The sequence below is a fragment of the Fluviicoccus sp. genome, from assembly GCF_030646115.1.
Taxonomy (GTDB): Bacteria; Pseudomonadota; Gammaproteobacteria; order Pseudomonadales; family Moraxellaceae; genus Fluviicoccus.
Window position 1 is genome coordinate 149870 of sequence record NZ_JAUSMX010000032.1, and the last position, 16521, is coordinate 166390.

At 55.9% G+C, this 16521-nt stretch carries 13 protein-coding genes; 11 read left to right on the forward strand and 2 right to left on the reverse strand.

Features of this window, described 5'->3' with window-relative positions; genetic code table 11:
• Positions 1–117: 117 nt before the first annotated feature.
• From pnp to ppk1, 9 genes are all read left to right on the forward strand, one after another.
• Positions 118–2193: a polyribonucleotide nucleotidyltransferase gene (gene pnp / locus Q7T36_RS17800; RefSeq protein WP_304852011.1), complete on the forward strand. Its 2076-nt coding sequence runs from the start codon at positions 118–120 to the stop codon at positions 2191–2193.
• A gap of 170 nt (positions 2194–2363) precedes the next feature.
• Positions 2364–3401 (forward strand): hypothetical protein, encoded by a 1038-nt coding sequence (locus Q7T36_RS17805; RefSeq protein ID WP_304852014.1) that lies wholly within the window; start codon positions 2364–2366, stop codon positions 3399–3401.
• 21 nt (positions 3402–3422) lie between these two features.
• A complete protein-coding gene (locus tag Q7T36_RS17810; RefSeq protein ID WP_304852017.1) occupies positions 3423–4427 on the forward strand; it encodes a putative solute-binding protein in 1005 nt (334 codons plus the stop codon).
• 232 nt (positions 4428–4659) lie between these two features.
• On the forward strand, positions 4660–6741 hold the full coding sequence (locus Q7T36_RS17815) for a TRAP transporter large permease subunit (RefSeq protein ID WP_304852020.1): 2082 nt from the start codon (positions 4660–4662) through the stop codon (positions 6739–6741).
• Between the two features lie 95 nt (positions 6742–6836).
• Positions 6837–7394 (forward strand): rhombosortase, encoded by a 558-nt coding sequence (gene rrtA / locus Q7T36_RS17820; protein ID WP_304852023.1) that lies wholly within the window; start codon positions 6837–6839, stop codon positions 7392–7394.
• Between the two features lie 99 nt (positions 7395–7493).
• Positions 7494–8171: an START domain-containing protein gene (locus Q7T36_RS17825; protein WP_304852025.1), complete on the forward strand. Its 678-nt coding sequence runs from the start codon at positions 7494–7496 to the stop codon at positions 8169–8171.
• Between the two features lie 341 nt (positions 8172–8512).
• On the forward strand, positions 8513–8938 hold the full coding sequence (locus tag Q7T36_RS17830) for a hypothetical protein (protein WP_304852027.1): 426 nt from the start codon (positions 8513–8515) through the stop codon (positions 8936–8938).
• 99 nt (positions 8939–9037) lie between these two features.
• Positions 9038–9730 carry a monofunctional biosynthetic peptidoglycan transglycosylase gene (gene mtgA / locus Q7T36_RS17835; RefSeq protein ID WP_304852030.1) on the forward strand — a complete coding sequence of 231 codons (693 nt, stop codon included), beginning with the start codon at positions 9038–9040 and terminating at the stop codon, positions 9728–9730.
• Positions 9731–9792: 62 nt separating this feature from the next.
• On the forward strand, positions 9793–11859 hold the full coding sequence (gene ppk1 / locus Q7T36_RS17840; protein ID WP_304852033.1) for a polyphosphate kinase 1: 2067 nt from the start codon (positions 9793–9795) through the stop codon (positions 11857–11859).
• A gap of 36 nt (positions 11860–11895) precedes the next feature.
• Here the strand turns inward: ppk1 and Q7T36_RS17845 are convergent, their stop codons facing one another.
• A complete protein-coding gene (locus Q7T36_RS17845) occupies positions 11896–12702 on the reverse strand; it encodes an alpha/beta fold hydrolase (protein ID WP_304852037.1) in 807 nt (268 codons plus the stop codon).
• A 95-nt stretch (positions 12703–12797) separates the two neighbouring features.
• A complete protein-coding gene (gene ppx / locus Q7T36_RS17850) occupies positions 12798–14300 on the reverse strand; it encodes an exopolyphosphatase (RefSeq protein ID WP_304852040.1) in 1503 nt (500 codons plus the stop codon).
• A 151-nt stretch (positions 14301–14451) separates the two neighbouring features.
• On the opposite strand from ppx, the gene trxA reads away from it, so the two are divergent.
• Both trxA and rho read left to right on the forward strand, forming a co-directional pair.
• Positions 14452–14781 (forward strand): thioredoxin TrxA, encoded by a 330-nt coding sequence (gene trxA / locus Q7T36_RS17855; protein WP_304852043.1) that lies wholly within the window; start codon positions 14452–14454, stop codon positions 14779–14781.
• Positions 14782–14964: 183 nt separating this feature from the next.
• Positions 14965–16230, forward strand: coding sequence for a transcription termination factor Rho (gene rho, locus Q7T36_RS17860; RefSeq protein ID WP_304852046.1), 1266 nt, complete (start codon positions 14965–14967; stop codon positions 16228–16230).
• Positions 16231–16521 lie beyond the last annotated feature (291 nt).

Below are 16521 nucleotides of genomic sequence, written 5' to 3' on the forward strand. Positions count from 1 at the left end.
GTTGTTTTTAGCCAACCCCTATCGTGACTATGGATGAGGCTGCTAAGACTTGCGTTGCCCGCATCTCAAGTCTTAGTGGCCTCCATAGAAGAAAAGCAAAACCGGAGACACTCTCGTATGTTCAATATTGTTCGCAAGGAATTCCAGTTCGGTCGTGACACCGTCGTGCTTGAAACCGGGCGCGTGGCCCGTCAGGCCAGCTCCGTGGTCGTGACCATGGGTGGCGTAACCGTGCTGGTGGCCGTGGTCGCCAACAAGTCCGTCAAGGCAGGTCAGGATTTCTTTCCCCTGACCGTCAACTATCAGGAAAAGGCATATGCCGCCGGTCGCATTCCCGGTGGTTACGGCAAGCGCGAAGGCCGCATGTCCGAAAAGGAAACGCTGACCTCCCGCCTCATCGACCGCCCGGTGCGCCCGCTGTTCCCGGAAGGCTTCGTCAATGAAGTCCAGGTGACGGCAACCGTGGTCTCCACCGACCGTGTTGCGGATACGGATATTGCCGCCATGATCGGCGCCTCTGCCGCGCTGACCATTGCCGGCATTCCGTTCAAGGGCCCCATCGGCGCCGCCCGCGTGGCGTACGTCAACGGCGAATACCGCCTGAACCCGACCTATGCCGAACAGGAAACCTCCGATCTGGATCTGGTGGTTGCCGGTACCGACAAGGCGGTGCTGATGGTTGAATCCGAAGCCAAGGAACTCAGCGAAGACGAAATGCTGGGCGCCGTGCTGTTCGGACACGAAGAAATGCAGGTGGCCATTGCCGCCATCAAGGAATTTGCGGCTGAAGTGAACACCCCGGCTTGGGAATGGCAGGCTCCGGCCGGCAACCAGGCGCTGAAGGATGCCCTGAAAGGCGCTTTTGAAGCCTCCATTTCCGAAGCCTACACCATCAGCGAAAAGCAGGTTCGTTACAGCCGTCTGGGCGCTCTTGAACAGGAAGCGGTTGCCCGCTTTGCGGTTGAAGGCTCCGGCGTTACGGCCGATGACGTGCAGACCTGCTTCGAAGATCTCAAGTACCGCACCGTGCGTGACAACATCCTCAGCGGCAAGCCCCGTATTGACGGTCGTGACACCAAGACCGTACGTGCGCTGGACGTGCAGGTTGGCGTGCTGCCGAACGCACACGGCTCGGCGTTGTTTACCCGAGGCGAAACCCAGGCCTTGGTTACCGCTACCCTGGGCAGCGCCCGCGATTCGCTGATGGTGGATGCGCTGGAAGGCACCTACACCGACCCGTTCATGCTGCACTACAATTTCCCGGCTTACTCGGTCGGTGAGACCGGTCGTGAAACCGGTCCGAAGCGTCGTGAAATCGGTCATGGCCGTCTGGCCCGTCGCGGTGTGGCGCCCATGCTGCCCGCCAACGACAAGTTCCCTTACGCCATCCGTGTCGTGTCCGATATCACCGAATCCAACGGCTCCTCGTCCATGGCCTCGGTCTGCGGCGCGTCGCTGGCGCTGATGGATGCCGGCGTGCCGGTGCGTGCTCCCGTGGCCGGTATTGCCATGGGTCTGGTCAAGGAAGGCGACCGTTTCGCTGTGCTGTCCGACATCCTGGGTGATGAAGATCATCTCGGCGACATGGACTTCAAGGTGGCCGGCAGCGCCAAGGGCATCACCGCACTGCAGATGGACATCAAGATCGAAGGCATCACCGAAGAAATCATGGAAGTGGCGCTGGGCCAGGCGCAAGCCGGTCGCCTGCACATTCTGGAAGCCATGAACAAGGTGTTGCCGACCGCCCGTCCGGAAGTCAGCGGCAATGCCCCGACCTACGCCACCATCCAGATCAATCCGGACAAGATCCGCGACGTGATCGGCAAGGGCGGCGCCACCATCCGCGCCCTCTGCGAAGAAACCAAGGCCAGCATCGATATCGAAGACAGCGGTATGGTGCGCATCTACGGCGAAACCAAGGCGGCCACTCAGGCGGCTCTGGCCAAGGTTCAGGCGATTACCGCCGAAGTGGAAGTCGGCACCATCTACGAAGGTACGGTTGCCCGTATCGTCGAGTTTGGCGCCTTTGTCACCATCATGCCGGGCACGGATGGTCTGGTTCACATATCCCAGATCGCCAACCAGCGTGTGGAAAATGTGGGCGACTTCCTCAAGGAAGGCCAGAAGGTGAATGTGCGGGTGCTGGATATTGACCAGCGCGGCCGCATCAAACTGTCCATGAAGGAAGCGTAATACCGGCGATTGTCCGGAGCGGGTCAACGCCCTGTTGACCCGCAAACCAGAATAAATGACAGTACAGCCAATGATGCTGCCGACAGCTTGGTGATGATAGCGGTTGGTGGTATCTTTGTTCGTCGTCAATGGAAAACCCTGAAAAACAATAAGGCAGGAGTAAAGAGGGCATGAAATTTCCGCGTGCATTGCGTGTTGGCGCTATCGCTTCCCTGGTCACCATGACCGCCCTGTTTTCAGGGTGTTCCCAGGTAGTGAAGACAGGCGCTTCAATCGCCATCAAATTCAGTGAAAACAATATTGTGCCGCCCATCATGGCGCTGGATGACGCCCAGATGGCCTGCGCCTCCGGCGAAGCCCTGACCCCGTTGATCCTCGCCACCGAAGGTATGGGCGCCGATCCCGCCAAGATGGCGGTGTTGATGTATGTCTCCGCCGGTCTGTGTGCTGAAGACCGTGCGCTTGAGCACGAACTCCGTTACGTCCGCTCCTCGCGCTCCAATCTGATTGAAGATGCTCAGGACGCCCGTATTGCCCAGAAGCGCTGGTCAGCCTTGGCGGCGCGCCGTCAGCAAGAGGCCTACCGCCGTTTTGTTGAACATTATGAGAAAAGCTTCAATTTCAAGCTGGGCGAGAATTGCCCTTCCATGCATACCGACTTTGAGAAGATGGTGTACTTGATCGGTCTGGCCTCCGGTATGCAGGCAGTTGTCAATGATATCGCCTCGCAGGGCGCTGTCGGTGTGCCCAAGGATATCGCCGGTATCGTCGATCGTGCCATGACCTGTCTGGATAATGCCGAATGGTGGGGCGTACCCATGGCGACCCGTGCGGCGGTGTGGGCCTTGCTGCCTGGCGCCAGCGAAGGCAAGCCTGACCCGTTCACGACCATGAAGGACTCCACACGTCTGGGCGAGCGCAAGGGCGTGCGTCTGGCGCATGCCATTTACGCGTTGTCCGCCCAGGCCACCGGCAAGGAAGAATTGCTGCGTGACGCCCTCAAGACCTACGGTAACTCCTCTACCATGGCGGTTAACGCCAAGTTCCGCCTGTTCGATGTCATGGGCGGTCTGATGGTGCAGACGATTGCCGACCGCTACTGGACGGAAAAGACCGGCACCCGCATGCCCGATGGTGGTTTTACCAAGTTCTGGGATGACAAGCCTTCTTCCGAGAGCACGGGCATCTCCATTGACGATCTGCTCTGATTGCCAGGAGACGGCATAACCATGTTGCGGCAAACCCTGAGTCTGTTGTTGGCGTTATTTGCCCTGTGCTGGAGCGTCGTAGCTAATGCGATGGTCCAGCGTTCCCTGTGTGTCTGGGATTTGCTGGGCGCCAACGGGGAAACCTACAACCTGATGAAGGATTATCGGGTTGCCGCCCGTGCGTGGGGGGTGGATTTCAACCTCCGTTCCTACAGCGAGGAAAAAATTGCCGCCGAGGATTTCCGGGTGGGGCAGTGTGACGCCATGGTGGTGACCGGTCTGCGTACCAAGCCCTTCAATGGGTTCTCGGGCAGTCTGGAATCCATTGGTACAATTCCTTCCTACGATCATCTCCGCATGGTGATCGGCGCCATGAGTTCGGCCAAGGCTGCCAAGCTGATGACCAGTGGCGCTTACGAGGTTGTCGGCGTCATGCCTTTCGGCGGCATTTATTTCTACGTTAATGATCGCAATATCAATGATGTTGGAAAGCTCGCCGGCAAAAAAATCGCCTATTTTGATTACGACAAGTCCCAGGGCAAATTGTTGCAACAGATTGGCGCGCAAGCCATGCCTTCAGACGTGACCAATTTTGCGCCGAAATTCAATAACGGCGCCGTGGATATCATCTTTGCTCCGGCGGCTGCCTACCGTCCACTGGAGTTGTACCGGGGTATGGGGAAAAACGGGGGTATTCCGGATTTCCTGCTCGCCCAGTCCTCTCTTCAGATTGTTATTCGCTCCGATAAGTATCCTCCGGGCTTTGGTCAAAGCTCGCGAAACTACATCTACGGCCAATATGACCGGATTCTGTCGATCATCAAGAAGTATGAAAGTGATATTGATCCTAAATACTGGTTTCATATTCCGGATTCCGACCGTGCCAAGTATGTAGCCATGATGCGGGAGTCCAGAATCAATTTGGCCAAGGAAGGGTTGTATGACCGGCGGCTGATGGCCTTGCTGAAACGGGTCCGATGCCAGCTTGAACCAGGCAGCGGCGAGTGCAGTGAGAACCTGGAGTAGTTGATCATGGCTTGGTGATTGTTTTTTGTGACGATCACGGAGCCTCAGGAGTGTTGGTTTGGCACGGAATAGCAGCCAGGGAAAGGAAGATGACGCAGCCGTAATGCGGGAATAATTAAACTCACACAGTGAGTCGTTGACCGTCAGGGTTGCAAAAGGGCATCGGTGGTTTCAGGAGGGGAGAGAATACCTGAAGCCCATCGGTTGGTTATTACAAGAGTAGCGGGACACCATGAATCATAAGCCTGTGTTTTTGAACCGTTCGCTGAGCGAATGGATATTCAGTCTGCCAGTTTTCGCACTGCTCATACTGACGCTTGTTATTGGCACCGGGGAAATGATCCACGGTCAATTGCTGCGTATGGGCGAGAAATTGTTTGGGGACCCACCCACCGGTATCCAGTATTTCATGCTGCGTGCCGATCCGGCCAAGCCGGACTGTAATCCCAACCCCGATATTGATGCCGAAGTGCAACGACTGATCCAGGCACAGGCCAGTGATCCGTTCGCGGATATCATGGGCGGCGGACTTTCGGCTGAAGATGCCCGGAAATCCATTGAAACGGCCATGACGTTGTGCGCGGACAAGTACACGGCGTACACCAGCATCAGCAAGCACATCACGCCTGCGCTGAAGGCCTACCGGGGTTTCGAAACGGCGTTTTTCGGGATATTCCGCTTCGGTACTGAAAACCGGTCCGTGATCCTGATCCTGATGGTGGTGATTGCGGCAACCCTGACTACTTTGGGCACACACCATATTTCCTTGCGGCCGCCATCAACACGCACCGACTTCAAGGTTTACTCCATTGCCATGGTCGCGGCCAATCTCTTGTTGCTGGCATCGTCCATCGCCTACTGGAAGCTGCAGAAAGACTCCGGCATACCGATAGAACACCCGATCATTAACTATTTGTGGACGGGATTCTTCGCCATTCTGGTGGTAATCAGCCTCAAGCAATTCTTCAAGCCGCCCGCAGCGGCAAAGGACGGCGGCTCCATCGGCATGGCCCTGCTCTCCATTCCGCTGTATGCGTTCATGGCCTTGAATGCCGGTTTGACCTTCCTTGGGCAGCAGCATTATTCAGGCCTGGCTATTTATCTGGGCCAGATGATGGAACTGTCGGGTATTTTCCTGAATCTGTCGCTGTATCTGTGGGCCGGTATGCTGCTCAAGCAGACCCGTGTCGTGGATCTGTTCCTGAATATTGTGCGTCCGTGGGGTTTTTCGCCCGAAGTACTGACCTACATCATTCTGGTTGCGGCAGCCATACCGACCGCCTACACCGGTGCGTCGGGTATTTTCGTGATCGCAGCCGGTGCGGTGGTGTATCGTGAAATCCAGAACTCCGGCGCCCGTCGCCAGTATGCGCTGGCGGCAACTGCCATGTCCGGTTCGCTGGGTGTGGTGCTGAGTCCGTGTCTGCTGGTGGTGGTGATTGCGGCGCTGAACAAGCAGGTGACCACGGACCAACTCTTTGGCTGGGGCGCCTATGTCTTCATGCTCAGCTCTACGCTGTTCCTGATTGTGTCGCTGATTCTGGCCAAAGAAAAGTTCAAGCTGGCGCCGCCTTCCGTCGCCATACCGCAGTCGGCAAGAGCCTTGGTGCCTGTATCCCCTTATGTCGTTATCACGATTTTGGTGGTTGGGTTCTATAGTCTTGTGCTGGATACCCAGACGGACGAGTTCACTGCGCCCATGGTGCTGCCAATCATCATGCTGGCGATTGTCTGGTTCGACAAGGTGCGCCGTGAGCAGATCCCGGCGACCAGCCCGGCCAATCAGGAGCGTCGTATTGGTTTTGAAGGCGCGGTTCGTGAAGCGACCAACGATACCATCGGTCACATCGGCGCGCTGATCATGCTGATGGCGCTGTCCGTCAGTATTGGCGGTGTCATCGAGCGCTCCGGCATCATGGATGCCGTTCCGGCAACCTTCGGCAGCCCGTTCATGGCGGTTGGCATTCTGCTGGGGCTGTTGGTCTTCATCGGCATGGTAATGGATCCATTCGGTGCGGTGATTCTGGTGTCTGCAACCATTGCCCCCATTGCCTACAACAACGGCATCGATCCGGTACACTTCTGGATGATCGTGCTCACGGCCTTCGAGCTGGGTTATTTGTCACCACCGGTAGCTTTGAACCAGTTGTTGACGCGGCAGGTGGTGGGTGAGGAAGAAATGGATGCCGCCGACAAAGAGGTCAGTCATCTCAGCTTCTATTACAAATACGAGCGCTGGATTTTGCCTTGTATCGTCATGGCTGCTTCCTTGCTGCTGGTTGCCTTTGTCCCGCTCTTCTTCTACGTGAAGTAAACAACGGGCAGAATATGAAAAGCCGACCTCCGGGTCGGTTTTTTATTGGGAGAAATATTGTGTTCGTCCACAAGCATGCGCCCTTGGTTATCCTGATGATCACTTTGGCATTCAGTATGATCCTGAGTCAGTGGCTTGGCTTGCAATGGCTGGCATGGGATCGCGGGCAGTTGCAGGCGGGTGAAGTCTGGCGACTCTATAGCGGGCACTTTGTGCATCTTGGGCTCTGGCACTTGACGCTGAACCTGTTGGCGCTGGGATTGCTGGCCGTGCTGTTTGCGGAAGAGTTGGGTTGGCGAAGCTGGATGCTGGTATTAGGACTGCTTCCACCCTTTATCAGCGCCGGTTTGTGGTGGGGCATGCCGAACTTGCAGGGGTATGCGGGATTATCCGGAGTTTTGCATGGCGTCTTTGTGCTGGGGGCAATCCGGATGTGGTCCAACCCGCCGGAACGGGCGTTGAGCGCCACGCTGCTGGTACTGGTGCTGGTCAAGTTATGGCTGGAGCCTGGCAGTGCCGAGTCAGGAGTCACGGCATCACTGATCGGAGGCCGCATCCTGGTGGAAGCCCATCAGTGGGGGGCAGCCGGAGGTGTGGCAATAGCCTGTGTCATGCGCTGTCAACCGTCATGCAGCCATGCTGGTTCTGTCTGAAAGAAAGTACAAAATTGGTACCATAATCCCATAAATTGATATTCATCAGCCGGGGATTTCGCATATTATCGCCGCAGCCCGCGAAAGTGACTTATTGACATGCCATTTCTGAATATCGTTTTCCTCCTGATCAGTGTGATGTTTGCCAGTGCGGCTTCGGCTTACGAGCCGCCTGCTAACGCTTCACGCTTGGTTTTGGACAGGCAAGGCATCAAGATCTGGGCCTATCAGGTTCCGGACAGTCCACTGTATGGTTTCAAGGCGGTAACCACCGTTAAGAGCACGTTGTCGGGGCTGGTTGCCTTGATTGGTGACACGAATAATGCCCGGAAATGGATTTACCGGACCAAGGCAGTAGACTTGCTGGAACGCAACGACAGCGCCCGGACATTTGCCGTCCGGGTCGTGACTGATTTTCCATGGCCGTTCCGGGACCGGGATGCGGTCGTGGTTGGCTCTATTGATCAGGATCCTAATACCTATCGCGTCCGTATTGACAGCCACAGCGCCCAGAAACCGGTCAAGGCCTGCTGCGTGCGCATGCCGATGGTCGAGGGCTCCTGGATACTGAAACCGCTCCCGGCAGGCATGGTGGAAATCACCATGACCGGTCATGCGGATCCGGGAGGTTACATTCCGACCGGCGCCGTCAACCTGCTGGTGCAGGAGTATCCGTACAACACGCTGAAAGGACTGCGTAAAATCATTGGTGAAGACCTCTATCAACAGGCACAGCTGGCTTTCATTGCCGAGCCGTCCTCCCACAAGAATCCGTGACAACAGATTGTCAGTCGGGGCTGCTTCCTGCTAGATTTCCGCAGTGCGAATAGAATAATAATCTGACGGCGGTTGTCATCATGCGCCTACCGAGGGCGGTTCCCGGATTACTGACACTGGCGGCATCTGCTTGGCTGGTGACGGGATTCGCTTGGGCTGGCGCATGGCCCCAGAAGCCTCGGATCGAGGCGTACAGTAACTATGATGAGTTCGTGAGGGCAACCACCGCCTACCGACGGATATTGCTGGAGCAGGATGCTCCGCCACTGCAGCCCGGCCTCCCGAAAATAACACCGCAGTCCTCCCGGACATTGACAGAGTTATCCGCCGACTCACCGGAGATGAATGATCCGCTCTCGGAAGACTATCCGCCTCCGATTGTGGTGAACGGGCCGGAAGATATGAACGATGCGGTGGAAAAAGCCAAAAGCTTCATTCATCCCAACTATACCGCGCCGCTTCGTTATAATCGCAGTACCTCGCAGAGCTTTCCATTGACGCATGCCGGTAACAGGTTGCTGGAGTCATCGGCTGTAACCGATCTCTTGTTTGGCCATGCCGGGTCGGCCGATGCGCAACGCTTGCTTCTGGCATTGATTCATCAGGATGAAATGCTGTCTGTAGAGAGAGCGGGGACTTATGGGGAGCGTTTCCTGGATATCCAGGCGCAATCATCTCCATTCCTTAAACCGGAAGTCTTTATTGACAGGTCGGCATTCATGAGAGCAGGCATGCCGGAGGGGACGATTGAAAGTTTCAGGCGTTGATTGTCGATTGGTCAAACCTCCTCAGCACACGGTAACAATATTGATGGCGCTAAAGTCCGGTTTTTCCGTCGCTGATGCCGTGTCCCGGACAGGCTCAGCATGAGTGTGCGCCAGTTTGTGACACGGGTGTTCGGCGTACTGCTTGTGCTGGTCATGGCGTATCAGCTCTGGCTTCTGGCCCATGTCTGGTGGTGGGTGGATCATAATCCCGAGAGCAGCGCCTTCATGGAAGAGCGACTGGAGCTGCTTCAGGCCAAAAATCCCGAGGCGGAACTGCGACATCGCTGGGTGGCTTACAATCAAATATCGCCAAACCTCAAACGCGCCCTGATTGCCTCCGAAGACGCCAAATTCCTGGATCATGAAGGCTTTGACTGGGAAGGCATCCAGACGGCTTGGGAAAAAAACATCAAAAAGGGAAAAGTGGTTGCCGGCGGCTCCACCATTTCCCAGCAGCTCGCCAAGAATCTGTTCCTCTCCGGCAAACGTACGCCCTGGCGTAAAGCGGAGGAGGCCATCATTACCGTGATGATGGAACAAATGATGAGCAAGCGCCGTATCTTTGAAATTTATTTGAATGTGATTGAGTGGGGCAACGGGGTTTTTGGCGCCGAGGCGGCGTCACGTCACTATTACCGTAAATCCGCAAAAAATCTGGGGCCGGGTGAAGCTGCCAAACTGGCGGCGATGGTCCCCAATCCCCGCTATTACGACAAGCATTTCCAGGATCGCCGCCTGATGCGCAAGGCCCGAATTATTCAGCGCCGAATGAGATATGCCGAGTATCCGTAACTGCCATCCGGTTGTCATGATGCGCGCGTATAATATACAAATACTATTCCGGAAAAATTGTCATGATGCAGGAATCCATCGTGGATCTGAACCAGCCCGATCTGTATATCAACCGTGATCTCAGTATTCTGGATTTCAACCTCCGGGTGCTGGAACAGGCTGTGGACCCCCTGCATCCGCTGCTGGAGCGTCTGAATTTCCTACTGATTTTCAGCCGGAATCTGGATGAGTTCTTTGAGATCCGAGTCGCGGGCCTGCTACAGCAATTGTCGTGGGAGCGCGCGGTGGGGCCCGACGGTATGCGGGCACAGGAAGTATTAAGCCGGATTGCCTATATCAGTCATGCCGCTGTCGAGCGCCAGTACCGTATTCTCAATGAAGACCTTCTGCCCGCCCTGGCTGCAGAGAATATCCGTTTTCTGAAACGTGACGAGCTGACCCAGCCCCAAGCCCAATGGGTCAAGCAGTATTTCCGGGAGCAAGTGCTGCCGGTGTTGACCCCGATCGGACTGGACCCCGCGCACCCTTTCCCGCGCCTTGTGAACAAAAGCTTGAATTTCATTGTGTCGCTGGAAGGCAAGGATGCCTTCGGCCGGCAAATGTCGCTGGCTGTGGTGCCTGCGCCGCGCTCCCTGCCACGGGTGGTGCGTCTGCCGGACGAATTGACCGGGCAGGGGGATCACCATGTGTTGCTGTCCGCCATCATCCATGAGCATGTCAGTGAATTGTTTCCTGGCATGACCGCAAGCGGGTGCTATCAGTTCCGTGTCACGAGGAATGCTGACCTGACGCTGGATGAGGATGTGGACGACATTGCTTCCGCGCTCAAGGGGGAGTTGTTCTCACGCCGGTTCGGCGCGGCGGTGCGGCTGGAGGTGGCGGATAATTGTCCTCGGCACATCATTGACTACCTGTTGCGCAAATTCGCCCTGAAGGAGGAGTCGCTTTATCGGGTGAACGGTCCGGTCAATCTGGCGCGGCTGTTGTCCAATTTCAACCGGCCGCGGTTGCGCTATACCCCGTTCACGCCAACCTTGCCAGCAGTCCTGCAAAAGACAGAAAGCATGTTTGACGCTTTGCAGAAACGGGACATCTTGTTGCACCACCCCTTTGAGTCCTTCGCCCCGGTCATCAACCTGTTGCGTGAGTCAGCCCGTGACCCGCAAGTGCTGGCCATCAAGCAAACCTTGTATCGCACCGGCGCAGACTCTGAAATCGTCAATATCCTGGCGGAAGCGGCCCGTAATGGTAAAGAAGTGACTGCGGTAATCGAGTTGCGCGCCCGGTTTGATGAAGAGTCGAATATCGAGGTGGCGAACAAACTCCAGGAGGCCGGCGCGATCGTGGTCTATGGCATTGTCGGCTACAAGACACACGCCAAGATGGTGCTGGTGGTGCGTCGCGAAGAGGACCGACTGGAGCGTTATGTGCATTTGGGGACTGGCAACTACCATGCAGGTACGGCGCGCTTGTATACCGACTATGGCCTGCTGAGCGCCAATCCGGAATTGAGCGAGGACGTACACAAGATTTTTCATGAGCTGACCGGCATGGGCAAGGCGGCCAAGTTAAAGAAGCTGCTGCATGCCCCCTTCACCCTGCACTCGACGCTGATCAACCTGATTGAGCAAGAGATTGCTTATGCTCAGGCCGGTAAGCCTGCACACATCATCATCAAGGTCAATGCACTCACCGAGAAGCAACTGCTTCAGGCGCTGTTCCGTGCGGGCATGGCTGGCGTAAAAGTAGACCTGATCATCCGTTCGATCTGCTGCCTGCGCCCCGGAATTCCGGGTATTTCCGACAATATCCGCGTGCGTTCCATTGTCGGACGTTTTCTGGAGCATACGCGTGTTTTCTATTTTTCCAACAATGGCGATGCCAAAATCTATTGTTCCAGCGCAGACTGGATGGATCGGAACCTGTTCTCCCGGGTGGAAGTCTGTTTTCCGATTGACGATCCGGCCTTCAAGAAGCGCATCTATCAGGACGGCTTGCTGAACTATCTGGAAGATAACCAGTTGGCATGGCAGCTTCAGGCGGACGGTACGTGGGTAAGGATTTGTACGCCTGAACAGCCTCCACACATGGCACAAAGCCTGTTGCTGGAAAAACTGGCCAAGACCTGAACACCTTCGCTGCAGAAGGTCTGGTTTTTCCGGGGTTCAGGCCAAAAAACGGTCGATGACGGCCGCAACCTCGGCCGGGGCTTCCAGTTGCGGGTAATGGCCGACGCCCTCAAGCCACACCAGTTCTGCACCGGGGATTTCGTCCGCCAGTTTCTCGGCAATGGCGGCGACTGCAACCGGATCATCCCGGCCCCATAACAGGGTAACAGGGATGTCCAGCCGGTTCAGGGCGCCGATCCAGCGATCCCGGAATTTGCTTCTCTCCCGCACATACCCAATGATCTTGGCCAGCCGGCTTTTGCCATCATTCCAGACCATCAGCGACCACATCGCCTCAAGTTCCTGTTCAGGCAAAGGCTTGCTGACAATTTTTTGCAGTTGCAACTTGAAGATGGTGCGGGATGACACCTGGGCAAACAGCGGTCCGGCCGGCGTCAGCAGAACTTTTTGTGATGGCGTCAGGTGCGCCATTTCAATATGAACGCTGCCGTTCATTAACAGCAGCTTGCTGAGCTCGAAGTCCAGCAGTCCCCGCTCGCGTCGAGCCAGCAACTCACAAGTCACACTGGTGCCCATGTCGTGAGCAATCAGCTTGACTTGCTTTACCCCCAGCCGTTTCAGCAGCATCTGGACAATATCGGCCTGCTCCATCAGCGAATAGCTATATCCTGCAGGCTTGGAAGACAGTCCGTAGCCGGGGAGGTCGAAGACAATGACACGCTGCGCCGGGTTATCGAGCAGGGGCAGCACGGCATGCCAGTCAAAGCTGCTGGACGGGAATCCATGCAGAAAAACCACGGCATTCGGCAGGCGCGGCCCCGTGTCGCGATAAAAAATGTCCATGCCTGCTATCTGGCAGGTCTGGCCGCGTTGCTGCCAAACGGAGACGGCAAGCGGTAGAGCGGGGGATCCTGAAAACATATGGGCCTCTGATCTGGTCAACGAGTGATGAAGTTGATGCCCCAATGCCGCAGCTGTTCTGTTTCCCCGGCCAGATCAGCCACGGTGAGTGGATGCTCAGCCAGCCATCCGGAGGGGAACTCAAGCTCGAAGCTTATGCCATCGCCGGTCAGTATCAGATCCGGCAGGGGAGTGCGGCTGCGGCTATGGTGTAGCAGGGTCGCCAAGCGCAGCAGCACGCAAACATACAGCAAGGACAGGGTGCCACTACGGATCAACTGCATTTTTTGTTCTTCACGGATCTTGCGGCGATGGTTGCCGACGACCAGCCCCAGCTTTTCCTGGTCCACTTGTGAAAAGCCCGGGACATCGGAGTATTGCAGCAAATAGGCACTGTGTTTATGGAAGCTGCTGTGCGAAATAGCCAGACCCACCTCGTGCAATAAAGCAGCCCGGCGCAGGATGTCACGGTTGTCATCGTCCAGATGCAGTTCATCCGTTACCTGGAGGAACAATCGGTCAGCTGTGGCCGCGACTCGTTCCGCTTGCGCCTCATCGACGTGATAGCGACGCATCAGGGCATGCGCGCTGCGATCCCGGATGTCTTCATGCCGGATCCGGCCCAGCATGTCATAAAGGACACCTTCCCGCAAAGCCCCGTCCGAATAGCCCATTTCCTCCAGGCCCAGCTCATCAAAAACTCCCTGCAGGATGGCATAGCCGGCCGGCAAAATGGCCTTGCGGTCATCCTTCAGGCCGGGAATGTCCAGTTCCTGAATGTTCTTGCAGGCCAGTAGTTGCTCCCGGATTTTTTCCAGACCCTTCCGGCAAATGCCGTCTGAAGTGGATGTCCAGTTGTTCTGAGCCAGGATTTGCCGGGCGGCCTTGATGGTGCCGCTGGAGCCTACCACGGAGTCCCAGCCAGCTTCGCGATAGGCCTCGGCGATAGCCATGACCTCCTGACGGGCCGACATGATGGCCCGGTCCAGCGTTCTGGAATGAAGCTGGCCGTCGGCAAAGAATCGCTGGGTGTAAGCGACACAGCCCATCTGCAGCGATTCGGTCAACAATGGCTCGAAATTTTCGCCGATAATGAACTCGGTGGAGCCACCGCCAATATCGACCACCAGTTGACGGCCTTCGGTAACGCGGGTCTGCGAAACACCCAGATAAATCAGGCGCGCCTCTTCTCGCCCGGCAATAATTTCAATGCGCTGCCGAAGAATATGCTCGGCCTGGTCCATCAATCGCTGGGCGTTGTTGGCCTGGCGCAGGGCATTGGTGGCGACAATGCGCAGGCGCTTTGCCGGGATGGCCTGCAATCGTTGGGCAAAGCGGGCCAGGCAGGCCAGCGCCCGGTCTTGGGAGGCCTGCGTCAGGTTGTTGTTCTCATCGAGGCCGGCAGCCAGCTGGACTTTCTCCGACAGGCTGTCAATCCGGCGCAATTCGCCGTGATCAAGCCGGGCGATGGCCAGGTGGAAGCTGTTGGAGCCAAGGTCAATGGCCGCGACCAGATGGTCGTCGGGAGCGTTGCGGTTCATGAATATCCTTCTGTCATTACTGCCACTGTACGGATAAATGGCCTGTGTTAGTATCACATCATGATGGTGGTATAGCAGCTTTGCACAGGGGAAAAAAGCCCGTAAAGCTGCTATCATCGCCCCAGTTTGTTAATTATTCCCGGAGAAGTTCATGGGTAGCCCGCTGATTGTCAACACCACCGATAGCCAGTTTGAAGCTGATGTACTCCAGTCCGACATTCCGGTACTGGTTGATTACTGGGCGCCTTGGTGCGGTCCTTGCAAAATGATTGCCCCGGTTCTGGACGACATTGCCAGCGAATACGAAGGTCGGGTCAAAATTGTCAAAGTGAATGTTGATGACAACCAGGCGACAGCAGCCAAATACGGCATTCGCAGCATTCCCACCCTGACAGTTTTCAAGAATGGGCAAATTGCCGCAACAAAAATGGGGGCACTTGCCAAATCCCAATTGACAGCCTTCCTCGATTCCAATATATAATTGGACTGTCGGTACGGTGGGATTAGTCCCACTGTACCTCTCGTCCGACGCAAGCCACCGAATCAGGCAAATCATTCCCATAATCTGCCTGAACCGCAACTGATTGTTCCTTGCATTTTCTTAATTGGTTGATGACGACGGTACGCACGCGTTATTCGCTATCTCTTCTTTTGCAGCACCTCTATGAACCTTACTGAACTCAAAAAGAAACCGATTGCCGAACTGGTCAGCATTGCCGAGCAGATGGGCCTCGAAAACATGGCTCGCAACCGCAAGCAGGACATCTTTTTCGCTATCCTCAAGCGCCATGCCATGAATGGCGAAGAAATCTTCGGTGATGGCGTGCTTGAGATCCTTAGCGACGGCTTCGGCTTCCTGCGTTCTTCCGAAGGTTCCTATCTGGCCGGCCCTGACGACATCTACGTCAGCCCCTCCCAGATTCGACGCTTCAACTTGCGTACCGGTGACACCATCGCCGGCACCATCCGCCCCCCGAAAGAGGGTGAGCGTTACTTTGCCTTGCTGAAAGTCAACCACATCAATTATGACTCCCCGGAAAGCGCCCGGAACAAGATTCTTTTTGAGAATCTGACGCCGTTGTTCCCGACTTGCCGGATGATCATGGAGTTGGGCAACGGCTCGACCGAGGATTTGACTGCCCGCACCATCGATCTGATTTCTCCGATCGGCAAAGGGCAGCGCTCTCTGATTGTCGCTCCACCCAAGGCCGGCAAAACCATGCTGCTGCAGAATATTGCCCACTCAATCACCAGGAATAATCCTGAGGCGCATCTGATTGTGCTGCTGATTGACGAGCGCCCGGAAGAAGTCACGGAAATGCAGCGCACAGTGCGTGGCGAGGTTGTGGCCTCCACCTTCGATGAGCCGCCGGCCCGTCACGTTCAGGTGGCTGAAATGGTCATTGAAAAAGCCAAGCGTCTCGTTGAGCACAAAAAGGATGTTGTCATCCTGCTGGACTCCATCACGCGCTTGGCACGGGCCTACAACACGGTGATTCCGAGTTCCGGCAAGGTGCTGACAGGCGGTGTTGATGCCCATGCCCTCGAGCGACCCAAGCGTTTCTTTGGGGCTGCCCGAAACATTGAAGAGGGCGGTTCGCTGACAATCATTGCTACGGCGCTGATTGAAACCGGCTCGAAGATGGATGAGGTGATTTTTGAGGAGTTCAAGGGGACTGGCAACCAGGAAATCAATCTCGAGCGCAAGATTGCCGAGAAGCGTGTCTTCCCCGCGATCAATATCAAAAAGTCCGGTACGCGCCGTGAAGAGCGGCTGATGCCTGATGAGGAACTGAAGCGGGTCTGGATCCTTCGCAAGATTCTCCATCCCATGGATGAGATTACCGCTATCGAATTCCTGCTGGACCGCATGAAAGACACCAAGACGAACGATGAGTTTTTTGAGGCGATGAAGCGCAAGACCCAGTAATCATCTTTGCCTGCCTAAAAAGCAGGCGGTTGATGTATGGGGTGTGAATTTGGGGTTGACTCTGTTTCGAAACCCTATAGAATGGCCCTCCTCGCAGCGCTGCTGATGCAGCGAAGCGAAATGAAGTAACCGGATCGGACGACGATCGGTGAGTTCTTTAACAGATTAATAGACAATTTGTGTGGATTTTTGCCGTTGTGAATATGCAAATATTTCAATGGTAGAATGAAGCAATCACAATTCATTGTGAGCGTTTTATAATTCCATTGAGCCAAGATTTTGTGTGTTTCG